The sequence below is a fragment of the Streptacidiphilus neutrinimicus genome (genome assembly GCF_000787815.1).
Taxonomy (GTDB): domain Bacteria; phylum Actinomycetota; class Actinomycetes; order Streptomycetales; family Streptomycetaceae; genus Streptacidiphilus; species Streptacidiphilus neutrinimicus.
Window position 1 is genome coordinate 63,892 of record NZ_BBPO01000025.1, and the last position, 23,722, is coordinate 87,613.

General features: G+C 72.9%; 23 protein-coding genes, 1 pseudogene and 1 riboswitch. Of the genes and pseudogenes, 20 read left to right on the forward strand and 4 right to left on the reverse strand.

Annotation, left to right across the window (positions count from 1 at the left end; genetic code table 11):
* Window positions 1–135 precede the first annotated feature (135 nt).
* From TR48_RS17840 to TR48_RS17900, 13 genes are all read left to right on the forward strand, one after another.
* A complete protein-coding gene (locus tag TR48_RS17840) occupies window positions 136–825 on the forward strand; it encodes a response regulator (protein WP_042368286.1) in 690 nt (229 codons plus the stop codon).
* A gap of 82 nt (window positions 826–907) precedes the next feature.
* A riboswitch (FMN riboswitch) is annotated at window positions 908–1,038 on the forward strand.
* 178 nt (window positions 1,039–1,216) lie between these two features.
* Complete coding sequence (locus tag TR48_RS17845) at window positions 1,217–1,891, forward strand: riboflavin synthase (protein ID WP_042368288.1); 675 nt, start codon at window positions 1,217–1,219, stop codon at window positions 1,889–1,891.
* A gap of 6 nt (window positions 1,892–1,897) precedes the next feature.
* On the forward strand, window positions 1,898–2,551 hold the full coding sequence (locus TR48_RS17850; protein ID WP_042368295.1) for a nicotinamide mononucleotide transporter family protein: 654 nt from the start codon (window positions 1,898–1,900) through the stop codon (window positions 2,549–2,551).
* Complete coding sequence (locus TR48_RS17855; RefSeq protein WP_042368297.1) at window positions 2,548–3,849, forward strand: bifunctional 3,4-dihydroxy-2-butanone-4-phosphate synthase/GTP cyclohydrolase II; 1,302 nt, start codon at window positions 2,548–2,550, stop codon at window positions 3,847–3,849. Before TR48_RS17850 ends, TR48_RS17855 begins: the two co-directional genes overlap by 4 nt.
* 45 nt (window positions 3,850–3,894) lie before the next feature.
* Window positions 3,895–4,374 (forward strand): 6,7-dimethyl-8-ribityllumazine synthase, encoded by a 480-nt coding sequence (ribH, locus tag TR48_RS17860; RefSeq protein WP_042368299.1) that lies wholly within the window; start codon window positions 3,895–3,897, stop codon window positions 4,372–4,374.
* Window positions 4,375–4,453: 79 nt separating this feature from the next.
* Window positions 4,454–4,723: a phosphoribosyl-ATP diphosphatase gene (locus tag TR48_RS17865; RefSeq protein ID WP_042368302.1), complete on the forward strand. Its 270-nt coding sequence runs from the start codon at window positions 4,454–4,456 to the stop codon at window positions 4,721–4,723.
* A gap of 92 nt (window positions 4,724–4,815) precedes the next feature.
* Complete coding sequence (hisG, locus tag TR48_RS17870; protein WP_042368306.1) at window positions 4,816–5,661, forward strand: ATP phosphoribosyltransferase; 846 nt, start codon at window positions 4,816–4,818, stop codon at window positions 5,659–5,661.
* Between the two features lies 1 nt (window position 5,662).
* Window positions 5,663–6,127 carry a PH domain-containing protein gene (locus TR48_RS17875; RefSeq protein ID WP_042368307.1) on the forward strand — a complete coding sequence of 155 codons (465 nt, stop codon included), beginning with the start codon at window positions 5,663–5,665 and terminating at the stop codon, window positions 6,125–6,127.
* A gap of 68 nt (window positions 6,128–6,195) precedes the next feature.
* Window positions 6,196–7,506 carry a hemolysin family protein gene (locus TR48_RS17880; protein ID WP_439654475.1) on the forward strand — a complete coding sequence of 437 codons (1,311 nt, stop codon included), beginning with the start codon at window positions 6,196–6,198 and terminating at the stop codon, window positions 7,504–7,506.
* Window positions 7,503–8,540, forward strand: a complete 1,038-nt coding sequence (locus tag TR48_RS17885) for a hemolysin family protein (RefSeq protein ID WP_042368309.1) — start codon at window positions 7,503–7,505, stop codon at window positions 8,538–8,540. Before TR48_RS17880 ends, TR48_RS17885 begins: the two co-directional genes overlap by 4 nt.
* Before the next feature lie 73 nt (window positions 8,541–8,613).
* Window positions 8,614–9,558: an ABC transporter ATP-binding protein gene (locus TR48_RS17890; protein ID WP_042368315.1), complete on the forward strand. Its 945-nt coding sequence runs from the start codon at window positions 8,614–8,616 to the stop codon at window positions 9,556–9,558.
* Entirely contained in the window at window positions 9,555–10,730 is a 1,176-nt protein-coding gene (locus TR48_RS17895; RefSeq protein ID WP_052442755.1) for an ABC transporter permease, read from the forward strand. Before TR48_RS17890 ends, TR48_RS17895 begins: the two co-directional genes overlap by 4 nt.
* Before the next feature lie 214 nt (window positions 10,731–10,944).
* Window positions 10,945–11,814 (forward strand): methyltransferase domain-containing protein, encoded by an 870-nt coding sequence (locus TR48_RS17900; RefSeq protein WP_084729520.1) that lies wholly within the window; start codon window positions 10,945–10,947, stop codon window positions 11,812–11,814.
* A 28-nt stretch (window positions 11,815–11,842) separates the two neighbouring features.
* On the opposite strand, the gene TR48_RS17905 is transcribed toward TR48_RS17900, so the two are convergent.
* The 3 genes from TR48_RS17905 to TR48_RS17915 all read right to left on the reverse strand — a co-directional run bounded on the left by TR48_RS17905 (window position 11,843) and on the right by TR48_RS17915 (window position 15,624).
* Window positions 11,843–12,532, reverse strand: coding sequence for a cysteine hydrolase family protein (locus TR48_RS17905; RefSeq protein WP_042368317.1), 690 nt, complete (start codon window positions 12,530–12,532; stop codon window positions 11,843–11,845).
* Window positions 12,533–12,541: 9 nt separating this feature from the next.
* Window positions 12,542–14,497, reverse strand: a complete 1,956-nt coding sequence (locus tag TR48_RS17910) for an AAA family ATPase (RefSeq protein WP_084729528.1) — start codon at window positions 14,495–14,497, stop codon at window positions 12,542–12,544.
* 548 nt (window positions 14,498–15,045) lie between these two features.
* A complete protein-coding gene (locus TR48_RS17915; protein WP_042368320.1) occupies window positions 15,046–15,624 on the reverse strand; it encodes a uridine kinase family protein in 579 nt (192 codons plus the stop codon).
* Between the two features lie 191 nt (window positions 15,625–15,815).
* On the opposite strand from TR48_RS17915, the gene TR48_RS17920 reads away from it, so the two are divergent.
* The 3 genes from TR48_RS17920 to TR48_RS17930 all read left to right on the forward strand — a co-directional run bounded on the left by TR48_RS17920 (window position 15,816) and on the right by TR48_RS17930 (window position 19,299).
* On the forward strand, window positions 15,816–16,976 hold the full coding sequence (locus TR48_RS17920; protein ID WP_042368322.1) for an acyl-CoA dehydrogenase family protein: 1,161 nt from the start codon (window positions 15,816–15,818) through the stop codon (window positions 16,974–16,976).
* 83 nt (window positions 16,977–17,059) lie between these two features.
* Entirely contained in the window at window positions 17,060–18,196 is a 1,137-nt protein-coding gene (locus tag TR48_RS17925; RefSeq protein ID WP_174501712.1) for an Rv3169 family protein, read from the forward strand.
* A gap of 2 nt (window positions 18,197–18,198) precedes the next feature.
* A complete protein-coding gene (locus TR48_RS17930; RefSeq protein WP_042368324.1) occupies window positions 18,199–19,299 on the forward strand; it encodes a phosphotransferase family protein in 1,101 nt (366 codons plus the stop codon).
* Here TR48_RS17930 and TR48_RS17935 read toward each other — a convergent pair.
* Window positions 19,287–19,670, reverse strand: coding sequence for a hypothetical protein (locus TR48_RS17935; protein ID WP_042368326.1), 384 nt, complete (start codon window positions 19,668–19,670; stop codon window positions 19,287–19,289). The two genes, TR48_RS17930 and TR48_RS17935, sit on opposite strands and share 13 nt — an antisense overlap.
* Before the next feature lie 152 nt (window positions 19,671–19,822).
* Between TR48_RS17935 and TR48_RS17940 the strand changes: the two genes are divergently transcribed.
* The 4 genes and pseudogenes from TR48_RS17940 to TR48_RS45600 all read left to right on the forward strand — a co-directional run.
* Window positions 19,823–20,266 carry an Lrp/AsnC family transcriptional regulator gene (locus TR48_RS17940; protein WP_042368327.1) on the forward strand — a complete coding sequence of 148 codons (444 nt, stop codon included), beginning with the start codon at window positions 19,823–19,825 and terminating at the stop codon, window positions 20,264–20,266.
* A 91-nt stretch (window positions 20,267–20,357) separates the two neighbouring features.
* Window positions 20,358–21,998 (forward strand): amidohydrolase, encoded by a 1,641-nt coding sequence (locus TR48_RS17945; protein WP_042368329.1) that lies wholly within the window; start codon window positions 20,358–20,360, stop codon window positions 21,996–21,998.
* A 139-nt stretch (window positions 21,999–22,137) separates the two neighbouring features.
* A complete protein-coding gene (locus TR48_RS17950) occupies window positions 22,138–22,599 on the forward strand; it encodes an SLATT domain-containing protein (protein ID WP_161789854.1) in 462 nt (153 codons plus the stop codon).
* A 504-nt stretch (window positions 22,600–23,103) separates the two neighbouring features.
* Window positions 23,104–23,722: pseudogene (locus TR48_RS45600) on the forward strand (apolipoprotein N-acyltransferase); the annotation flags it as partial.

The following is a 23,722-nucleotide window of genomic DNA, read 5'->3' on the forward strand; positions in this document are numbered from 1 at the left end:
GCCCGCCGGACCGGCCTTCGCGCCCAGCGCCCACACGGCCCCCACCGTCGATGCCGCCCGCCCCGACGCCGCCCGCCCCGACGCCGGGTGGCCCGCGCCCGAGGCGCGGAGCACCGCACGAACGACAGGAGAAGCATGACCATCCGGGTGCTGCTCGCGGACGACCAGGTGCTGGTCCGGGCCGGGCTCAAGGTGCTCGTCGACTCCGCGCCCGACCTGGTCGTGGTCGGAGAGGCCGCGACGGGGTGGGAGGCCGTGCGGCTGGCCAAGGAGGCGCGGGCCGACGTCGTGCTGATGGACATCCGGATGCCCGAGCTGGACGGCCTGGAGGCCACCGCGCGGATCAACGCGGACGAGGACCTGGCCGGGGTGCGGGTCCTGGTGCTGACCACCTTCGAGACCGACGACTACGTCTTCCAGTCCCTGCGCGCCGGGGCGTCCGGCTTTCTCGGCAAGGGCGCGGAACCGGACGCGCTGCTGGACGCGATCCGGGTGGTCGCCCGCGGGGAGGCGCTGCTGACGCCCGCCGCCACCAAGGAGCTCATCGCCCGCTATCTCTCCCAGCCCGAGCGCGGCACCCCCGCCGCGGCTCCGCCGAGCCTCGCGGTGCTGACCGACCGGGAGCGGGAGATCGTCGCGATGGTGGCCACGGGGGCGTCCAACGACCAGATCGGCGAGCTGCTCGCGGTCAGCCCGTTGACGGTGAAGACGCACGTCAGCAGAGCCCTCATCAAGCTCGGTGCGCGCGACCGCGCGCAGCTCGTGGTGCTCGCCTACGAGAGCGGCTTGGTGCGCCCCTCCGCGCATTCCGGTCACGACGCGTGATTCACCCCACACGCCCTGCGGGCGGTCAGGTCTTGCGGACGGTGCGGGAGTCCGTGGCACACTGACAGCAGCAGTACGACGTTTGCGCACTCCGGGGTCGGTGAAAGTCCGAACCGGCGGTTACAGTCCGCGACCCGACCGCTTCCAGCGGCCGGTTGACCAGGTGAAATTCCTGGACCGACGGTTAAAGTCCGGATGGGAGGCAGTGCGCGGCGGACGTCGGGCTGCGGCGTCGTCGCCACGTGCGCACCCTCCCGGGTGTGTTCCGGAGCGGCCCCTTCGGGGTCCCCGGCCGCGCGCAGCGTCCTCCCGCGCCCGTGCTCTCGTCCGTTGTCAGCTCCCGCAACAGCCCCGGAGACCGCGCAGTAGGCGCGAGGTCACGGAGAGCTGAATGTTCACGGGAATCATCGAAGAGCTGGGCGAGGTCCTCTCCATCGAGGACTTGGGCGACTCCGCCCGCGTCCGCCTGCGCGGCCCCGTCACCACCGCCGACGCCCGTGAGGGCCAGTCCATCGCGGTGAACGGCGTCTGTCTCACCGTCCTCGACACCGACGCGGAACTGGCCGCCCACCCGGGCGAGTTCAGCGCCGACGTGATGCGCGAGACGCTGGAGCGGTCCAGCCTCGGCGCCATCGCCGTCGGCTCGCGGGTCAACCTCGAACGCGCCATGGCCCTCGGCGCCCGCCTCGGCGGCCACCTCGTCCAGGGCCACGTCGACGGCACCGGCACGCTGCTCTCCCGCACCCCCGGCAAGGCCGGGGCGGACGGGAATCCCCAGTGGGAGGTCCTGCGTTTCAGCCTGCCGGCGCAGCTGTCGCGGTACCTCGTCGAGAAGGGCTCGATCACCGTCGACGGCGTCAGCCTGACCGTGGTGGAGGCGGCCGTGGACTCGTTCACCGTCAGTCTGATCCCGGCCACGCTCGCGCACACCACCCTCGGTCTGAAGCACGCCGGGGATCCGGTGAACCTCGAGGTCGACGTGCTGGCGAAGTACGTCGAGCGGCTGCTCGGCGACCGCGCCGTGCCCGGCCTCGCGGTGAACCCGTACGAGCAGACGGGAGCCTGACGGGCCATGAGCAACCTGGTCAACGATCTCAACAGCACGGCGTTCAGCCTGTTCGGACAGCAGATCAAGTGGTCCGACATGGTGGGCAACCTGCTCGGCCTGGGCGCGCTCGCGCTGGGCTGGCGCCGCTCGATGCTCACCTGGCCCGTGCAACTGCTGTCCGGCGCGGTGCTCTTCGCCGCCTTCGCCGCCGGGCACCTGAGCGGCAGCGCCGGCAAGCAGCTGATCGTCGTGGCGGTCTCGGTCTGGGGCTGGTACCAGTGGCAGCGCGGCCGCGCCAAGGCCGGCGACGTCACGGTCCGCTTCGCGACCTGGACCGAGCGCGGCGTGCTGGTCGCGGCCACGGGCGTCCTCACCGTCGCCTTGGCGGAGCTGTTCCAGGCCTACCCGTGGATGTCCTGGAGCCCCTGGGCCGACGCCTACATCTTCACCGGCACGCTCGCCGCCATGTACGCGCAGGCCCGCGGCTGGGTGGAGTTCTGGTTCGCCTGGCTCGCCGTCGACCTGGTCGGCGTGCCACTGAACTTCGAGAACGGCTACGCCTTCTCGGGATACGTCTACAGCATCTACTTCGTCCTGGTGATCCTGGGTCTGCGCTCCTGGTGGCTGCGCAGTCGCAAGGCCGAGCAGGCCGCGCTCGCGGAAGGAGCCGTCGCATGAGCACCATCGAGGATCTGGCCCAGCAGCACGGAGAGGTCTACGAGGACCTGACGCTGGACAGCATCGAGTTCGCCATCGCCGAGATAGCGGCCGGGCGGCCGATCGTCGTCGTCGACGACGAGAACCGCGAGAACGAGGGCGACCTCGTCTTCGCCGCCGAGCTGGCCACACCCGAGCTGGTCGCCTTCGCGATGCGCGAGTGCCGCGGCCTGATCTGCGTGCCGATGACCGGCGAGGACCTGGACCGGCTGGAGTTGGGCCAGATGGTCGCGCAGAACACCGAGTCGATGCGCACCGCGTTCACCGTCTCGGTGGACGCCAGGGAGAACGTCACCACCGGCATCTCCGCCGCCGACCGCGCGCACACCATCCGGCTGCTGGCCGACCCGTCGAGCGTCACCGGCGACTTCGTCCGCCCCGGCCACGTCTTCCCGCTGCGGGCCCGTCCCGGCGGCGTGCTGGAGCGCGAGGGCCACACCGAGGCCGGACCCGACTTGTGCCGCCTGGCCGGGCTGCGCCCCGCCGCCGCGATCTGCGAGATCGCCAACGACGACGGCACCATGGCCCGCCTGCCCGAGCTGGTCGTCTTCGCCCGTCGCCACGGCCTGGCGCTGGTCTCCATCGAGGACCTGATCGCCTACCGCCGCCGCACCGAGGCCAGCGTCACCCGCGCTGCGACCACCTCGCTGCCCACCGAGCACGGCAGCTTCACCGCGCTGGGCTACCTGAGCGAGCCCGACGGCGTCGAGCACATCGCGCTCGTCGCGGGCGGCCTGGACGCCGACGGCAAGCTCCCCGACGGCGAGGAGGTGCTGGTCCGGGTCCACTCCGAGTGCCTGACCGGCGACGTCTTCGGCTCACTGCGCTGCGACTGCGGCCCGCAGCTGGCCGCCTCGCTGGACAAGATCGCGAGCGAGGGCCGCGGCGTGGTCCTCTACCTGCGCGGGCACGAGGGCCGGGGCATCGGTCTGGTCCGCAAGCTGCGCGCCTACGAGCTGCAGGAGGGCGGTCGCGACACCGTCGACGCCAACCTCGAGCTCGGCCTGCCTGCCGACGCCCGCGACTACCGCGCCGCCGCGCTGATCCTGGCCGACCTGGGGGTCCGCTCGATGCGGCTGCTCAGCAACAACCCCGACAAGCACGTCGCGCTCAGCGAGCACGGCCTGAAGGTGCTCGGCCGCGAGGCGGTCCGGGCCGGCGTCGGCGAGCACAACCTGCGGTACCTGCTGACCAAGCGCGACCGGATGGGCCACGACCTGCCCTGGCTCGACGAGCTGACCCCCGCGCACAGCGCCTGAACCACACCCGACATCGCACGAGACAAGACGAAAGGACGTACGCAAGTGAGCGGCGAGGGAGCCCCCGAGCTCGACGTGCAGGGCGCCAAGGACCTGAAGGTCGCGGTCGTCGCGGCGCAGTGGCACACCGTGGTCATGGACGGGCTGATCGCCGGCGCCGAGCGGGCGCTGGACCAGTACGGCGTCACCGACCGCACGGTGGTGCGCGTCCCGGGCAGCTTCGAGCTGCCGGTGGCCGCGAAGGCGCTGGCCGCGCGCGGCTACGACGCGATCGTCGCGCTCGGCGTCGTCATCCGGGGCGGCACGCCCCACTTCGACTATGTGTGCGAGGCCGCGACCATGGGCCTCGCCCAGGTGAGCGTCGACTCCGGCATCCCGATCGGCTTCGGCCTGCTGACCTGCGACAACGAGCAGCAGGCGCTGGACCGCGCGGGCCTTGAGGACTCCAAGGAGGACAAGGGGCACGAGGCGACCACCGCCGCGCTGAGCACCGCCGTGCTGATCCGGGGCCTGGCTGCCCGCTGACGGTTTCTTGTCCATTCCACCGTCCGTACGGTGGGACGACACGACCTGTTCCCGGGGAACCACGTAGGGTAGGCCCATCATGGCGCTTAAGACATTCGAAGAGCTCTTCAACGAGCTGCAGCGGAAGGCCGCCGCCGGCGAGCCAGGGTCGCGGACCGCCGAGCTGGTCGCACTGGGCGTGCACGCCATCGGCAAGAAGGTCGTCGAGGAGGCGGCCGAGGTGTGGATGGCGGCCGAGCACGAGTCCGACGAGCGGACCGCCGAGGAGATCTCCCAGCTGCTGTACCACCTCCAGGTCATGATGGTCGCGCGCGGCCTCAGCCTGGAGGACGTCTACGCCCATCTGTAGACCCCGCGTGTTCTGACGCAGCGGGGCACCGAGCCGTTTCGGTGCCCCGCTTTCGTATGTTCGAGAAACCCACCCCAGAAAGGCAGCACAGCATGCTCCGCATCGCCGTCCCGAACAAGGGCTCACTCGCCGAACCGGCGGCGGGCATGCTCCATGAGGCCGGCTACCGCCAGCGCAAGGACAGCAAGGAGCTGGTCCTGGTCGACCCGGAGAACCGCGTCGAGTTCTTCTACCTGCGCCCCCGCGACATCGCGATCTACGTCGGCTCGGGCCGCCTCGACATCGGCTTCACCGGTCGCGACCTGCTCCTCGACTCCGGCGCGGAGGCCGAGGAGGTCCTCTCGCTCGGCTTCGCCGGCTCGACCTTCCGCTTCGCCGGCCCGCCCGGAGTGGCCGGCAGCGTCAAGGACCTGGAGGGGCGCCGGATCGCCACCTCCTACACCGGCCTGGTCGAGAAGCACCTGGCCGAGGCCGGCGTCAAGGCCACCGTGACCAAGCTGGACGGCGCGGTCGAGACGGCCGTGCAGCTCGGCGTCGCCGAGGTCATCGCCGACGTGGTGGAGACCGGCACCAGCCTGCGCAACGCCGGCATGGAGGTCTTCGGCGAGCCGATCCTGCGCTCCGAGGCCGTCGTCATCCGCCCCCTCGGCGCGGCCGAGAACCCGGCGGTGGAGCAGTTCATGCGGCGTCTGCAGGGTGTCCTGGTGGCCCGTCGGTACGTGATGATGGATTACGACATCCGTGCCGAGCACGTCGCCGAGGCGGTCGCGCTCACCCCTGGTCTGGAGTCGCCGACGGTGTCCCCGCTGCACAGCGAGGGCTGGGTGGCGGTCCGGTCCATGGTGCTGCGTAAGGAGGCCCAGCGGATCATGGACGACCTGTGGGGGATCGGCGCGCGCGCGATCCTGGTCACCGACATCCACGCCTGTCGGCTCTGACATGACCGCGAGCCCGAGCTTCACCGCCGCGCCGCCGCTGCCCCGGACCTGGCAGCCGGTCCTGACGCGGGTGGTGCTGCTCGGGCTCGCGGCCCTGTCGGTGGCCTTCTTCGCCCTGATCGCGGCGATCGGCGCGCCGGACTGGCAGCGGCACGACCGCATCGGGATCGGCGGCAGCGGCATCGTCTTCGCCCTGGTGCTGGTGGTGCTGGCCCGCCCCAAGGCCAAGGCGGACCGCACGGGGCTGACGGTGGTCAACTTCGTGCGCAAGCGGCGCCTGGAGTGGCCTCAGATCCTCGCCGTCAACCTCCACCTCGGCGACCCGTGGGTGACCCTCGACCTGACGGACGGCGGGACGCTGGCAGTCGTCGCGATCCAGCCGGGCGCCGGACGCAGGCGGGCCTGGCGCATGGCGCAGGAGCTCCGCGCCTGCGTCGACGCCTACGGCACGGCCGAGCAGCCCTGAGGTACGGTTAGGGTCTTTACCAAGCCTTTGGAGAATCCGCACTCCCCATGGACCCTCACAGTATTTCCATGGCCTGGCTGCTGCTCGGCGTCGCCGTGCTGCTGATCCTGGCCAACGGGCTCTTCGTGGCCGCCGAGTTCGCGCTCGTCACCGTGGACCGCGGGGAGGTGGAGCGGGCCGCCGCGGCGGGGGACCGGCGGGCGTCACGGGTGGACGGCGCCCTGCGGACGCTCTCCTTCGAGCTGTCCGGCGCGCAGCTCGGCATCACCGTGACCTCCCTGCTCGTGGGCATGCTGGCGAACCCCGCGCTCGGACTGCTGCTGTCCCCGCCGCTGAAGGGCGTCGGCGTGCCGGCCGGCGTGGTGACCGGCGTCGCCGCCTTGGTCGGGCTGCTGCTGGCGACCGTGCTGCAGATGGTCGTCGGCGAGCTGGTGCCGAAGGGCTGGGCGATCTCCCGCCCGCTGCAGGTGGCACGGGCCGTTGTCGCGCCGCAGGTGGTCTTCTCAAGGGTGTGCCGCCCGCTGATCCTGGTGCTCAACGGGGCCGCCAACCGGATCGTCCGGGCCCTCGGCATGGAGCCCGCCGAGGAGTTGGCCTCCGCGCGCAGCGCCGAGGAACTGGTGGCGCTGGCCCGCCACTCCGCGCACGAGGGCGCACTGGAGACCGACACCGCCGACCTCTTCGTCCGCACGCTCGGCCTCGCCGAGCTCTCCGCGGAGTCCGTGATGACGCCCCGCGTCGACGTCGCCGCGCTGGAGGACCATGCGACCGCCGCCGACGTGCTCAACCTGACCCGGGCCACCGGCCTGTCCCGCTTCCCCGTCTACCGGCAGACCATCGACGACGTCGTCGGCGTCGTCACCCTCAAGGACGCGCTCGCGGTCAAGGCCGACCGGCGCGCCCAGGTGCGGGTCGGCGCGCTCGCCTCGCCCCCGCTGCTGGTGCCCGAGACGTTGCCAGCCGACCGGCTGCTGGACCTGCTGCGGAGCCGTCAGCAGCTCGCCGTCGTCGTCGACGAGTACGGCGGGACCGCCGGGGTGGCCACGCTCGAGGACATCGTCGAGGAGATGGTCGGCGAGGTCCAGGACGAGCACGACCCCGAGGACCTGCCCGAACTGCGCCCGGCCGCCGCCGTCGCCGGACACCGCGCCTGGCTCGCCGAGGGCCGCTGCCGCGTCGACGTGCTGGAGACCGTCGGCCTGCACGCGCCCGAGGGCCCCTACGAGACCGTCGCGGGCCTGCTCGCCGACCTGCTCGGCCGGATCCCCGTCCCGGGCGACGCGGCCGAGCTCCCCGGCTGGCGGCTGACCGCCGTGGAGGTGCACCGCCACCGCACCGAGCGGGTGCGGCTGGAGCGACTCGAGGGCGGCGACCGATGACCGCGCTCTCGCTCTTCTTCGCCGTGCTGCTCCTGCTCGGCAACGCCTTCTTCGTCGGCGCCGAGTTCGCGCTGGTCTCCGTCCGCCGCAGCCAGGTCGAACCGCTCGCGCTGGCGGGCGACCGGCGCGCGGCCACGGTCGTGCGCGCGATCGAGGACGTCTCCGCGATGCTCGCGGCCACCCAACTCGGCATCACCGTCTGCTCGCTGCTGCTCGGCGCGCTCGCCGAGCCCGCGCTCGCCGGGCTGCTGGAGGCGCCGTTCCACGCCCTCGGCCTGCCCGCGTCGCTCGTCCACCCGGCCGGCTACGTGCTGGCGCTGGCCGTCGTGGTCGCGCTGCACATGGTGATCGGCGAGATGGTGCCGAAGAACATCGCGCTGGCCACGCCCGAGCGCGCGGCGCTCCAACTCGGGCCGCCGCTGGCCGCGCTCGCGCGCTGGCTGCGCCCCTTCATCGCGTTCCTCAACGCCCTGGCCAACCTGGTGCTGCGGCTGCTGCGGGTCGAGCCGAAGGACGAGATCGCCGCCGCGTTCACCAGCGAGGAGCTGGCCCACGTGCTGCACGCCTCCCACGCCGCCGGCCTGCTCGGCCGCAAGGCGCACGAGCGCCTGGAGGACGCCCTGGAGTTGGGCCTGCGTCCGGTGCGGGAGGTCGTGATGCCGAGCGCCAAGCTCGTCACCGTCGACCGCGCCGTCACCGCGGGCCGGATCGAGGAGCTGGCGGTGCGCACCGGCTACTCCCGCTTCCCCGTCGTCGACGACCGCGGCGCCTTCCTCGGCTACCTGCACGTCAAGGACGTGCTGGAGCTGGACGACGCCGACGACCGGGTGCCCGACCGGCTCTGGCGGCCCATCATCACCCTCTCCGGCGACCTGCCGCTCGACGACGCCCTCGGCGCGATGCGCCGCTCGGCCGCGCATCTGGCCGGCGTCGTGGACACCGACGGGCTGACGCTCGGCCTGGTGGCGTTGGAGGATGTCCTGGAGGAACTGGTGGGAGAGGTCCATGATCCGGACCACCGGGTCCATGGATAGGCTGACCGCTGATCGAACAGATCGACGGAACACAAGCGGCGAACACGAGCAACATTCGGGGGAGTGTGAGCAGGTGAGCGATCGACGTCTCGAAGTCGACGCCCTGACCAAGCGCTACGGGGACACCGTCGCGCTGGACGGCATGAGCTTCGACGTACGGGCAGGCGAGATCTTCGGTTTCGTCGGCAGCAACGGCGCCGGCAAGACCACGACGATGCGCATCATCCTCGGGGTGCTGGCCGCCGATGGCGGCGAGGTGCGCTGGGACGGCGTCCCGGTGGACCACGAGACGCGCAGCCGGATCGGCTACATGCCGGAGGAGCGCGGCCTCTACCCGCGCATGAAGGTCGGCGAGCAGCTGACCTACCTGGCGCGCCTGCACGGCCTCGGCGCGGCGGAGGCGGCCTCGGCCGTGCGCTCGTGGACCGAGCGCCTCGGGGTCCACGCCCGCGTCGGCGACGAGGTGCAGAAGCTGAGCCTCGGCAACCAGCAGCGCGTGCAGCTGGCCGCCGCGCTGGTGCACCACCCGGAGATACTCGTCCTGGACGAGCCCTTCTCCGGCCTGGACCCGGTCGCGGTCGACGTGATGAGCCAGGTGCTGCGGGAGAAGGCCGCCGAGGGCATTCCCGTCATCTTCTCCAGCCACCAGCTCGACCTCGTCGAGCGGCTCTGCGACCGCGTCGGCATCGTCCGCGCGGGCACCATGGTCGCCTGCGACACCGTCGAGCGGCTGCAGGCCTCCGGCGGTGAGGAGTTGCTGGTGCACGCGCCCGCCGCGCCCGAGGGCTGGGCGTCGGACCTCGTCGGGGTCACCGTCCGCGGCCGGGAGAACGGCCGCACCGTGCTGGCCCTGGACGAGGGAGCGGACGACCAGGCCGTCCTCGCGGCGGCCCTGGCCACCGGCCCGGTCACCGAGTTCGCCCGTCGGCGTTCCTCGCTGACCGAGCTGTTCCGGCACGTGGTGAGCGCGGAGTCGCACCCGGGGGAGACGGCGAGCAGGGGGGAGACGGAGAAGTGAGCACGGGCAACCACCAGAGCGGGCAGCTGACCAACGTCGAGGCGGTCCGGCTGGTCGCCGCACGCGAGATGTCGGTGCGGCTGCGGTCCAAGGCGTTCCTGATCCTGCTGGGCATCACGGCCGTCGCCTTCCTGGCCGTCCCGATCATCACCAAGCTCGCCGCCTCGGGCCCGACGACGCAGCACGTCGCCGTGGTCCGGTCGGACGCCGACTACGGGCGGCAGCTCGAAGGCCTGGCCGACAAGCTGCACCAGAAGGTCGCCGTCACCGAGGTCGCCGACCAGGCGGCCGGCACAGCCGCGGTCCGCGACGGCAAGGCCGACGCCTTCGTCGTCTCCCACGGCGCGGACGGCACCCAGGTGACGGTGCAGAAGTCCCTGCCGGACTCCCTGCAGACGCTCTTCTCCTTCGCGGGCGCGGCCGAGCAGGGCCCGCCGCCGGCCTCCCAGCAGGTCCACGCGACCACCCTGGAGAAGACCGATCCGCAGCAGGGCCAGAAGATCGCCATCGCCATCACGGCCGGTCTGCTGATGTACCTCATCCTGATGACGGTCGGCCAGATGGTGGCCCAGGGCGTGGTCGAGGAGAAGACCAGCCGCGTGGTCGAGCTGCTGCTCGCCACGATCAAGCCGTGGCAGCTGCTGGCGGGCAAGGTCGCCGGCGTCGCGGTGGTCGGCGCGATCCAGCTGGTCGTCCCCGGTGTTCTCGGTCTCGCCGTCGGCATGGCCGACGGCCAGCTCAGCGTCTCGCTGAGCGCGTCGGTCGGCAGCCTGATGTGGACGCTGGCGTGGTTCGCGGCCGGCTTCTGGCTGTACGCGATGATCTTCGCCTCGGCGGGCGCGATGGTCTCCCGCCAGGAGGACCTGGGCGGGGTGATGGCCCCCATCATGATGCCGCTGATCGCAGGCTGGGTGGTGGCCATCTCCATCCTGCCGACCAATCCGCAGAGCGGCATCGCGGAGGTCCTCTCCTTCGTGCCGCTGACCGCTCCGGTCCTCATGCCCATGCGCTGGGCGCTCGGCGTCGCACCGATCTGGCAGGTGCTGGTCGCGCTGGCGCTCACCCTCGCCTGCGGCGTGCTCGTCCTGCGCTTCGCGGGCCGCGTCTACCGCAACAGCGTCCTCCGCAGCGGCGCCCGCGTCCCGCTCCGCGAGGCCCTCAAGGCCGCGTAGCGGCAGGCACCGCGCCTGACGGGTCCTCGGGCCCGGACGGCCGAGGCCGGCCGTGGGCGTTCCGGGAGTCCTCTCCCGGGACGCGCACGGCCGGTCCGCTCGACGCCGCCACCGGCGGGGTGAGGCCGGTTCCTCGAAGACGCTCGACCGTGTGTGAGACATCCCTCTCCCAGCGTCATGGCGCCGACGTCCCGGCAAGGTCGACCATGGAGCCATGACCGCTTCGCCCCGCACGCCGCATGCCGATGGCCGACCGGATCCGACCGACGGGACCACCGCGCCCGGTGGAGAGCCCGCCGCCCGCGGGTACCTGCTGGACAACGCGCGCAAGGAGGCGGGCGAGCGATTCGTCTGGCTGGCCGAGCTGTTCGACGGTGTGACGCGCGGCCACTTCGAGCGGCTGGGGGTCGGGGCCGGCTCGCGCTGCTGGGAGGTGGGGGCCGGCGGCCCCGGCATCCCGGAGGCGCTCGCGGCGGCCGTCGGCCCGACCGGGCACGTGCTGGCCACGGACATCGACCCGTCGTGGCTGAAGACGGGCGAGGGGTACGAGGTGCGGCGGCACGACGTCGCCGTTGATCCGGCCCCGGAACCGGGGACGTTCGACCTGGTGCACGCCCGGCTCGTGCTGGTCCACGTGCCCGACCGCGCAAAGGCGTTGGCCACGATGGCGGCCGCGCTGCGGCCCGGCGGCTGGCTGCTGATCGAGGACGCCGACACCGCCCTGCAGCCTCTGGCCTGCCTCGACGACAGCGGCCCCGCGCAGCGGCGGGCCAACCGGCTGCGCGACGCGATCCGGGAGCTGCTGGCGCGCCGCGGCGCGGACCTGCGCTACGGCCGGACGCTGCCGCGGGCCCTGCGCGAGGCCGGCCTGGTCGACGTCGCCGCGGCGGGCGCCTTCCCGGTCGGCGGCTCGGCCTGCGACCGGCTGGAGGCGTCGACCATCCGGCACGTGCGCGCCGAACTCCTCGCGGCCGGCCTGGCCGACGACGCCGAGCTCGACGCGCACCTGGCCGCCATCGACGCGGGCGAACTCGACCTGACCCTCGCCCCGCTGATCTCCGCTTGGGGACGCCGCCCGGCCTGACAGAGCACTCACGCACTCGCCGGAGCTTTCAGACCGCGTCGATCCCCGTGCGGAGGAGGGCGAGGATCTCCTCGGTCGTGCGGACGTCGCCGAAGCTGCGGTAGACGGTCGTCAGCGAGGCGTTGTGCATGGCGTCGTCGCGGGTCGCGCAGGCGTCCGCGGCGAGGATGGTGCGGTAGCCCAGGGTGGCCGCGTCGCGGACGGTGGATTCGACGCAGACGTTGGTGACCAGGCCGCAGGCCAGGACCGTGTCCACGCCGCGCTCGTCCAGTAGGGCAGGCAGGGGGCAGCGGCCGGGGAATAAGGCGGAGGCGGTGGTCTTCTCGACCACCAGATCCTCCTCGGCCGGGACGAGTTCGGGCCAGAGCCGGTCCCGGGTCCGGCCGGAGCCGCCGGCGCGGCGGTAGCGTTCGGCGATCTCGGGGCCGTAGAAGTCGACCGCCCAGCGGGTGGCGTGTTCGGGCACGGCGGGCAGCACCCAGGCGACGGTGCCGCCCGCCGCGCGCGTCGCGCGGGCGAGCGCGTGGACGTTGGGGACGGTGGCGAGCCCGAACGGGTTGCCGTCGACGAAGAAGCGGACCATGTCGACGACCACCAGCGCGGTCCGGCCGCCGAACAGCCGCTCGTAGGCGTGGCGGCGGCCGCGACGCCGCTCCTGACGTGCGTACTCGCGGGCGTCGATCCGCCAGGCGTGGGGCCTCGGTTGCATCTCGGCCATGCCGCGACCCTACCGACCGTCGATGAGCTCTCCATAGGCCTGGAGCACGTCGGGAAGCCGCAGCGCGGCCAGGTCCTGTCTGGTGGGCAGCTCCGCCAGCACCGAGAGCCGCAGGTCGCGGTAGGCGCAGGACTTCTCGTAGAGCGTGCGCATGAAGCGCCCGTTGCCCAGGTCGTCGATCCAGCCCTCACGCACCACGTGGCCGCAGATGCTGCGGAGCTCCTCCAGCGCTTCGTCGTCCCAGAAGTCCCCGTCGTGCGCGGCCAGCGACTGGCCGATGGCGGCGAGTTCGGCGGGCCGGTAGCTCGGGAAGTCGACCCGGGTGGTGAAGCGGGAACTGAGGCCGGGGTTGGCGGCCAGCAGCCGGTTCATGCCCTCGGGGTAGCCGGCGAGGATGACGACGAGGCGGTCGCGGTTGTCCTCGGCGCGCTTGAGCAGCACCTGCAGGGCCTCGTCGCCGTAGGCGTCGCCCTTGGAGTAGCCGGAGTTGGCGAGGCTGTAGGCCTCGTCTATGAACAGGACCCCGTCCAGTGCGGAGTCGATCAGCTCGTTCGCCTTGACGGCCGTCTGGCCGAGGAACTCGCCGACGAGGTCGGCACGCTGGGCCTCGACCAGGTGATCGCCGCTGAGCAGGCCGAGCGCGTAGAAGACCCGGCCGAGGATCCGGGCGACGGTGGTCTTGCCGGTGCCGGAGGGGCCGGAGAAGACGAAGTGCCGCTTGGGCGGCTGCACCGGCAGGCCCTGGTCCGCGCGCAGGCGGGCCATCCGCAGCTGGGCCGAGAGCGCCAGCACCTGCCGCTTGACGGGCTCCAGGCCGACCATCCGGTCGAGTTCGGCGAGCGCCGCCTCCAGCCGCTGCTGGTCCGGCGGTGTCTCGCGGCCCGCGGGGGCGGGCAGCGCGGCGCGGTCGCGGGCGGCCGGGACAGAGGCGCTCCCGGCGGCGCCGTCGACGGTCGTGGTGCCCGTCGCCGTCTCCGCCTCGGCCTCCTCCTCGTCCTCCGCGAGCGGGAAGCCGGGGAGCGGGTCGTAGAAGACCGGCTCGAAGCCCACGTCGACGGGGCTGTCCGCGCCGTCGCCGAAGTCCGTCGCGTCGGCGCCGCCGTCGAGGGCGGGGCCGTCGAACCCGGTGCCGTCGAAGGCGACCCCGTCGAACGCGGTGATGTCGAAGCCCGTCGTGTCCCCGCCGCCGACCCCGCCCGCGCGGCCGGGACGGAGCAGGCCGGGCTCCCCGGGGGACTCCAGCAGGGCGGGGTCCACGCCGTCCTCCGCGGTGATCGCGGCCAGGCGGGCGGAGGTGTCCATGAAACCGGGGTCGACCCGGTGCACCGCGCGGTAGAGCGAGAGCGCCGCCGCGCTGCGGCCGACGCCCTCGTAGGCGCGGGCGAGCCAGTACCGCAGCTCCTTGCGCTGCGGCTGCTCGGAGCGACAGCGGGCGAGCGAGGTCGCCAGCGGCAGCTCGGCCTGGCCGCACATGTCCAGGCGCACCCGGGCCATGCCGCTGAACAGGCCCGCCTCGATGCCCAGCAGCGGGTCGTCGAGCAGGCCGTCGGTGTCGCGGATCAGCTGCTCCCAGTCCTTGGTGAGGTAGGAGCGGCAGGCGTGCAGGAAGCGGACGGCGCTGTCCTCGGTGGCGCCGGGGCACTCGGCCAGCGCCTGGTCGAGCTCGGCGAGGTGACGGCCGTCGAGCCAGTGCGAGGCGTGGGCCAGGGTCAGGTCCCGCCCGGTCTCCAGCAGTGGCTGGACCCACCAGCCGAGCCAGTACCAGGAGCTGAGCGGACGCCGGTGCCGACGTCGCTGCTCGCCGAAGCGGTCCCGGTGCCGGTGCATGTTCAGCAGGGCGGCCGAGGTGTCCGAACGCAGCGCGTGCAGGCCGAGCCAGGCGTCGGCCATGCCCGGGTCGAGCCGGACGGCGGCGCGGAACTCCTCCTCGGCGCGGGTGTACGCCCCGACGGTGTAGGCGTCCATGGCACGCAGCCAGGCGCGATCGGCCAGGCCGCGTGAGCGCCTGTCGCCGTTGTCCTCAGTCCCCACCGCTTCGCCCCCTGCTGCTCCGCGTCCCCGCTGCCCGCTGGAGGGCTGACCCGGGAGGCTTGCAGACGCCACACCTTGACGGTCCGTGAGCACGCGGCGACCGAGCCCGCACGCTCATGGGGAATCGTACCGGGGTCTTGCTGATCCGGAAGAGTGCCGCGCTGCCGTATCGGCTGGTGGGGACATAAACAGAGTTCTCACACAAGCGGAGGGTTTTACTCTGGCTATCACCCTCGGTCACCGTGACCAGTGGTACACGGCGGACGGATGCGCCGGAAAAGGACGAGCTGCCGGCCACGGGGGAACGGCCGGCAGCTCGTGTCTGCGAAGCGCGATCACCGTGTGTCGCGCTGATGGAGAACGTAGTTGGTGCCAGGGGTGCAGGTCAAGGGCATCGTCGCGGGGTGGTCGGCCCCGGGGTCGTTGCGTTCCCCGACGATTCGCTGGCTCGCGGACAGGCTATTGGGTACACGCTGTAGTGATTACGCTGCGTCAGCGAACGGCCGAGCGCTCGCGCCGCTTACCAGGAAATCCGCGAAGTCACGGCTGGGGTCGACACGGAAGTGCTCGGTCTGTTCCTTCGTCCACCTTTTCCAGAAGTCCGCGAGCTCCGGACCGTCCCGCAGTTCACCGCGCGAGCGGGCGGTGTCGGCGTCCAGGTCCATCCACAGCAGCGCCGCCAGCCGCGGTCGCACCGCCCGCCGTCCGGCCCCCACGCCTTCCAGGACCAGGAAGGGCGGGGCCGCCGGGAGCTCGCGGACCGCGTCGAACCGCGCGCGCTCCCAGTCGTAGACACGGTGGCGCACCGGGCGCCCCTCCGCGAGGGGCGCGAGCACCTCCGCCCGCAGCCGACCGGTCCAGTCGAAGAACTCCTCGTGCGTCGCCAGATCGTCCAGGTGCACGACCGGCGCCCGGTCCGCACCGCCGAGCGCGTCGGCGAGGAGGGCGGCGAAGGTGGTCTTTCCGGAGCCGGCGTAGCCGTCGACGGCCAGCAGCCGCGTCGGGCCGCAGGAGGGCGCGAGGGCGGAGAGGCGCGCGGCCAGGGAGGGGAGGGTGAGCATGGTGCTCCGAGCCTACGCGCTGGACCGGCGGATCCGCCCAGCTCCGGCGTGGTGCGGCCCGCCCCGAATGGGGCATACTTCCAGCGCCGCATGTTAGCGATCGTTCACCGAGACCCGGTGCCGTCGTACGTGTCGTCGCCCGGCCTCTCCACCTGGGGTGTCGGGCCCCGAGACCAGGAGGCAGAGCCGCCATGACCGCGTCCGCGACCAAGCCCGTCGAGCGCCAGCTCCCCACCGACGAGGCGCGCGAGCTGCTCGCGCTCACCCGGGACCTCGCCGACAACGAGCTCCGGCCGCAGGCGTCCGAGGAGGAGGCCGCGGCGGAGTTCCCCCGCGAGGCGTTCCGCACGCTCGGCCGCTCGGGTCTGCTCGGTCTCCCGTACGACGAGCAGTACGGCGGCGGCGCCCAGCCGTACGAGGTCTACCTCCAAGTGATCGAGGAGCTGGCTGCCGCGCGCCTCACCGTGGGCCTCGGCCTCAGTGTGCACACCCTCTCCTGCCACGCCCTCGCCACCTTCGGCAGCGAGGCGCAGCGCGAGAAGTGGCTGCCGGACATGATCGGCGGCGAGCAGCTCGGCGCGTACTGCCTCTCCGAGCCCCAGTCCGGCTCCGACGCGGCCGGGCTCAAGACCCGCGCCGTCCGCGAGGGTGACGAATACGTCGTCAACGGCACCAAGGCGTGGATCACGCACGGCGGCGTCGCCGACTTCTACAGCACGATGGTGCGCACCAGCGACGACGGCCCGCGCGGCATCAGCGTCCTGCTGGTCCCCGCCGAGACCCCCGGCGTTTCCGGCGCCGCGCCCGAGCGCAAGATGGGCATGAAGGGCTCCCCGACCGCCCAGGTCCTCTTCGACGACGCCCACGTCCCCGCGGAGCGCCTGATCGGCCACGAGGGCCAGGGTTTCGGCATCGCCATGGCCGCGCTGGACTCCGGCCGCCTCGGCATCGCCGCGTGCGCGGTGGGCGTGGCCCAGGCCGCGCTGGACTACGCGGTGGGCTACGCCAAGGAGCGCGAGCAGTTCGGCCGGGCGATCGCGGACTTCCAGGGCCTGTCCTTCCTGCTCGCCGACATGGCGACCGCGGTCGAGGCCGGCCGCGCCCTCTACCTCGCGGCTGCCCGCCGCCGCGACGCCGGGCTCTCCTTCAGCAAGGAGGCGGCGATGGCCAAGCTCTTCTGCACGGACGCGGCGATGCGCGTCACCACGGACGCGGTCCAGGTCCTCGGTGGCTACGGCTACACGCAGGACCACCCGGTCGAGCGCTACATGCGCGAGGCGAAGGTGCTCCAGATCGTCGAGGGCACCAACCAGATCCAGCGCCTGGTGATCGGCAGGACGCTCACCCGCTGAGTCTCCTGGGCAGTGCACGGCTCTGGCCTCCTCCACCGGATCTGACATACCGTCAGGCATTCCTTCCGGTTCAGGAGGCCAGTGTGGTGTTCCGTCCCGTTCCGCTGGACGAGTACCCCGTGCACCAGGCGCCGCTGTCCATGCGGCACGTCGCCACGGGGGACCGCAACGCGTACGACCGCTGCATCTTCCACGTGTTCGACCACGCGGGCCGCGCGCTCCTCATCGCCGGCCTCGGGGTGTACCCCAACACCGGCGTGATCGACGCCTACGTGACGCTCAAAGCCGGCCGCACCCTCCACGCCGTCCGCGCCTCGGACGCGCTCGGGGAGGACCGGATGACGCTCGCCGTCGGGCCCGTCCGGATCGAGGTGGTCGAGCCGCTGCGCACCCTGCGCGTGGTCTGCGCGGGCGACGGGCCGGAGGGCCTCGCCTGTGACGTGACCTGGCAGGCGGAGTTCCCCGCCGTGTGGGAGCCGCACCACCTCGGGTACAGCGGGGACCGGCTGACCCTGGAGGGCCGCAGGTTCGTGCAGGCCGGCGGCGCGAGCGGGTGGATCCGGGCCGGGGGAGAGGAGTTCACCCTCACGCCGCAGGAGTGGACCGCGACCAGGGACCGCAGTTGGGGCGTGCGGCCGATCCCGGGCGAGCAGCCCGGCCGCGCGGCGGCGGAGCACCGGACCGAGGGGTTCCACTGGGTGTGGTGCCCGATCCGGTTCCGCGACCGCTTCGTCATGGTGATCCTCCAGGAGGACGCCGACGGATACCGCTCCCTCAACGAGGCCGTCCTCGTCCACGCGGACACGAGCCGGCACGACGAGCAACTCGGCTGGCCCCAGGTCGACATCGCCTACCGGCCCGGGACCCGTGTGCCGACCGGCGCGACCCTGCACCTCACCGACGCCGCCCGCAAGCCCGTGGAGATCCACGCCCGACTGCTCGGGGGCACCCCGCTCGCCGTCGGCGCCGGCTACCCGCCCGCGCAGGACTGGCAGCACGGGACCTGGCAGGGCCGCGGCTGGGTGGACCGCCGCCGCTACGACCTCAGCGACCCGGCCGACCTCGGCCTCGCCGGGTACGGCGTCACCGACCACGCCGCCCGCTTCACCCTCGACGGGGAGGTCGGCCACGGGGTCTTCGAGCACGGCAGCTTCGGACGCCACGACCCGTCCGGCTTCGCCGACTTCTCCGCCGTCGCCCCGCACACCCGGGAGGTGTGACGATGACCGCCGCCGAGGCCCGGCGTCCGCGCACCACCACCCGCGACCCCGAGCAACTGCGCGCCCGCCTCGCGGCGTGGATCGCCACCTGGCAGCCCGACGCGACCGCTGAGAAGCTGACCGTCCCCCGGTCCAACGGCATGTCCAGCGAGACCGTCCTGTTCGAGTTGCGTCACGCGGACGGCGGCGTGCAGCCCTGCGTGCTGCGGCTCGCCGCCGATCCCGACGCCTACACCGTGTTCCCCTCCTACGACATGGAGCGCCAGTACCGGTGCATGGCCCTGGTCGCCGCGCACACCGAGGCGCCCGTGCCGAGGCTGCTGCGCCTGGAGACGGACCCGGGACCGCTGGGCGCGCCCGCCTTCGTCATGGAACGGGTCGACGGGCGCGTGCCGCCCGACCTCATGCCCTACACCTACGGCGGCAACTGGCTGCACGAGGCGAGCGAGGCCGAACGCGGGCGGCTGCAGCGCGCGAGCGTCGAGGTGCTCGCCGAACTGCACCGCGCGCCCGTCGCCGAGGCCGGCTTCCTCCGCTCCCACGCGCCCGGTGACACCCCGCTGCGGCAGCACGTCAACGAGCAACGGGCTTACTACGACTGGGTCGTGCGGGGCCGCGCGGCCTCACCCCTGATCGAGCGCGCCTTCGCCCGGCTGGAGCGGCTCTGGCCGGCCGACCCGGGCGAGACCGTCCTCAGCTGGGGCGACGCGCGCATCGGCAACGTGATCTACCAGGGCTTCACCCCCGCGGCCGTGCTCGACTGGGAGATGGCCGCGCTCGGCCCGCGCGAGCTCGACCTCGGCTGGTTCGTCTTCCTGCACCGCTTCTTCCAGGACCTGACCGTCGCCTCCGGGCAGCCCGGCCTGCCGGACTTCCTGGACCCGGCGACCGTCGCGGCGCAGTACGCCGAGGCGAGCGGGCACACCCCGCACGACCTGGAGTTCTTCACGCTCTACGCGGCCCTGCGGCACGCCGTGGTGATGCTCAGGATCGGCTACCGGCAGGTCCACTTCGGCGAGGCGGAGGCCCCGGCCGACCCGGACCGGCTGATCCTGCACCGGGCGACGCTGGAGGCGATGGTCGAGGGACGCTATGCGGCCTGACGCTGCTGCGGGATGCCCCGGCCCACGTGCGAGAACGGCTGGCGGCGCCAGTCCAGCTCGGCCGGGAGCGTCAGGAACTCGGCGAGCGAGGGCTCCGGGTCGAACAGCTCGTCCTCCTCGTCGGCGTCGTCCAGCCAACGGCCGGAGCCCTGGCAGACGGTGGCGGAGAACGGGTGCCACGGCGTGGTCACGACGGCGTGCTGCGGAAAGCGCTCCTCGTCGTCCAGAACCGCGATCGGACGGTGGCAGTCGGGGCAGCGGAACCGGGTGATCTCCCAGGTCTCCGCCTCGCCCGGGTCGATGCCCGGCGTTCTGGCCTCGATGTCGGCCTCGTCGTTCCGGACAGCGCTCAGCTGCTCGACAACAGTCATGTGAACTCCCCCTGGAGCAGGCACGCGGACCTCTGTCGCCGCGACCATAGCGAGCACTTCCCACCAACGGCACTCGGTAATCCTGAGGGTGCCGACGGCTGTGGCGCAGACCTGTGGCCTTGCTCACATGACGCGTCGGCTAAGTTGTGCGGGTGGAGGAACTCGATCGACAGATCGTGCAGCTCCTGGTCGCCGACGGCCGGATGAGCTACACGGACCTGGGCAAGGCCACGGGCCTGTCCACCTCGGCGGTGCACCAGCGGGTGCGACGCCTCGAACAGCGCGGCGTGATCCGCGGGTACGCCGCGATCGTGGACCCCGAGGCGGTCAATCTGCCGCTGACGGCGTTCATCTCGGTCAAACCCTTCGACCCCAGCGCCCCGGACGACACCCCCGAACGGCTGGCCGGGATCGAGGAGATCGAGGCGTGCCACAGCGTCGCGGGGGACGAGAACTACATCCTCAAGATCCGTGTGGCCACGCCGGGCGACCTGGAGGACCTGCTCGCGCGGATCCGCTCGGCGGCCGGCGTCTCGACCAGAACCACGGTCGTGCTCAGCACCCCGTACGAGGCGCGCCCGCCCCAGCTGAAGTAGGGCCTGCCTGCGGGCGGCCACCGCGCCGCTCGCGGGGCTGCCCACGGGGCTGCTCACGGCGTTGTCGGCGGCGTCTCATAAGGTGGACCGCATGACCGCCGCAGCACCGCTCCCCGCCCTCGCCGACTCCGCCGCGCGCACGGTCCTGCTGCGCGGCGGCGACGTCTACAGCCCCGCCGACCCGTTCGCCACCGCCCTGCTGATGCAGGACGGCGTCGTCGCCTGGGTCGGCGAGGAGGGCGCGGCCGAGAGTTACGCCCGCGACGCCGACCTCGTCGTGGATCTCGCCGGCGCGCTGGTCACCCCGGCGTTCGTGGACGCCCACGTGCACGCCACCTCGACGGGCCTGGCCCTCACCGGCCTGGACCTGACGGCCTGCCCGACCCTGGGCGAGGCGCTGGCGCGCGTCCGCGCCTTCGTCCGCGCGTCCGGCGTCGGGCCGGGCGGCGTGCTGCTGGGTCACGGCTGGGACGAGACCAAGTGGCCCGAGCGCCGCGCGCCGAGCCTCGCCGAGCTCGACGAGGCCGCGGACGGCGCCGCGCTCTACCTCTCCCGCACGGACGTCCACTCCGCGCTGGCCTCCACGGCCCTGCGCGCCCTTGCGGGCCCCGAGTTGCCGACCCTGCCGGGGTATCTGCCGCAGGGCCCGCTCAGCCGTGCCGCCCACCACGCCGTCCGGGCAGCCGCCCTGGGCCACCTGACGCCGGGCCAGCGCGAGGCCGCGCAGCGGGCCACCCTGGCCCACGCCGTCACCCTCGGCATCGGCGCCCTGCACGAGTGCGCGGGCCCGCAGATCTCCTCCGAGGCGGACCTGACGGGCCTGCTGGCTCTCGCGGGGGCCGGCGGCGGCCCGGAGGTCTTCGGCTACTGGGGCGAGCTCGGCGCGGTCGACACCGCCCGCCGGCTGGGCGCGGTGGGCGCGGGCGGAGACCTCTTCATCGACGGTGCGCTCGGCTCCCACACCGCCTGCCTGCACGACGCCTACGCCGACGAGCAGCACACCGGCGCCTCCTACGTCACCGCCGATGAGATCGCCGAGCACGTCCACGCCTGCACCGAGGCGGGCCTCCAGGCGGGCTTCCACGCCATCGGCGACGGCGCGCTGGCGGCGCTCGTCGCAGGCGTCCGCGCGGTCGCCGAGAAGCTCGGCCTCGAGCGCGTCCGCGCCCTGCGGCACCGCGTCGAGCACGCGGAACTGCTGCCCCCCGAGCAGATCGCGGCCTTCGCCGAGCTCGGCCTCACCGCGTCCGTGCAGCCGGCGTTCGACGCCTTCTGGGGCGGCGAGTCCGGCATGTACGTCGACCGCCTGGGCGCGGAGCGCGCCCGCACGATGAACCCGTTCGCGGCGCTGCTGCGTGCGGGCGTCCCGCTCGCCTTCGGCTCCGACGCCCCGGTCACCCCGCTCGACCCGTGGGGCACGGTCCGCGCGGCGGCCTTCCACCAGACGCCCGAGCACCGCATCTCCGCGCGCGCGGCGTTCACCGCGCACACGCGCGGCGGGTGGCGCGCCCTGGGCCGCGACGACGCCGGCACCCTCGTCCCGGGCGCGCCCGCGTCCCTCGCGGTCTGGGCCCCGACGGCGCTGATCGTCCAGGCCCCGGACGAGATCATCCGCAACTGGTCCACGGACCCCCGCAGCGGCGTCCCGGGCCTGCCCGATCTGACGCCGGGCGGCGAGCTCCCGCGGTGCCTGGCGACAGTCGTGAACGGAAAGACGGTGCACTTGCGGTAGCCCTCCAGGGGCGCGGGGAGCCGCGCGACAAGCCACTGACGAGCCGATGGTCCTCAATGCGCAGGCCATCCGCACGCCGGTGGTTGTTCGCGCAGTTCCCCGCGCCCCTAGGAGGTGCAACCACCTGGGAGGGGGAAAGGTGACAACGCAGGACGGGCAGTTGGAGTTCGTCGCCGGGGAGGTCCGGCGGATCCTGACGGCTATCAAGCGGCATCAGAAGGGGGACCGACGCCGCGCCTTCGCGTTGCAGATGGCGACGGTGACCCTGTCCGCCTGTTCGACCGTGCTGCTCGGGGTGCGGGTCGGAGACCCGGGGCGGCAGGTCCTGCTGGACATCGCCCTCGGCATCAGCGCCCTCGTCACGGTCCTGGCGGCCTGGGACGCCTTCTTCGCGCACCGCTCACTGTGGATCCAGGCCAGCCAGACCGTGCTGCGGCTCGAATCGCTCGACCGCGACATCACGTTCTACTCCGTGGGCCTCACCGAGGGCGACGGCCCGGAGCCCGCCGCGGTCAGGGAGTTCCTGGACCGGCTCGACGGGATCCTGCGGGAGCACCACGACGCCTGGGCCAAGCTCCGCAAGCGGGAGGACGCGTCGTAGCAGAGAGCGTCCGCCGCCGCCCGGATACCGCCGAACGAAGGGTTGGGCCGAACCGGGTCCAGGCCCTCGCGCACCGCGCTGACCTGCGACGTAAGGTCGTCTGCCCAGGTAACACGCCGGTTGACAGGCCCCGCGGGAGCGCGAGTAGGTTCGTCGTCGTCCACCGGACAGCAGACCCACGCCAAACCCGGGACCGCCGTTGGTCTCCACCGCCAGGAGCCGGCGCCGCCGGACCGGGGAGCGAGGGCCTCGGCGCGGGCGCGCGAGCGCGTCCCGTGCCGACGGGTGTGGACTCCGGGCTCGGCCCGGACGCTCAGTAGACAACGGCTTCTGGTCGGCCCGCAGCCAGCAGGTCCCGAGTCGGACCGAAGAGCGTCCGGGCCGTTTCCGTGCCGCGACCTCCGAGCCCTCTCAGGTCCGCTCTCACCTGCACTTAACCGCAGGATGTACCGTCTTCCCACAGCCACTGGAACCAACTGCTGCGGATTGGCGGCGAACGTGCCCTTGACCCTGGAATCGGATGACCGTTCCAAGGACCACGCGGAGGCCGCGGAGGCCGGAGCGCGCCCGCCTCGCCTCGTCCGGATCGGCACCCGGATGCGCCGCGGCGCGCCGCGCACCGCACTCGCGGCCCTCTGCGGCGTGCTGATCGCGCTGTCGTTCCCGTCCTTCGGCATCTGGCCGCTGTCGCTGGTCGCGGTCGCCGGCCTGAGCCTGCTGACCTACGGGCGGACCGCCCGGCAGGGCGCGTGGACCGGGCTGGTGTTCGGCCTGGTGTTCATGCTGTGGCTGCTGATCTGGATCGACGTCATCGGCTACGACGCCTGGGCGCTGCTCTCCGTCGCCGAGGCGCTGTTTCTGGCCGCCATGGGAGCCGGCCTCGCGATCGTCTCCCGGGTGCGCTTCTGGCCGCTGTGGACGGCCTGTCTGTGGGTGGCGCAGGAGTGGGCGCGCGACCGGGTGCCGCTCGGCGGCTTCCCGTGGGGTCGCCTCGCGTTCGCCAACACCTCCTCGCCGTTCACGCCGCTGGCCGCGCTCGGCGGGGCGCCGCTGGTGAGCTTCGCGGTCGCGCTCTGCGGCGCGCTGCTGGCGGCGGCGGTGCTGGCGCTGCGCACCCGCGAGG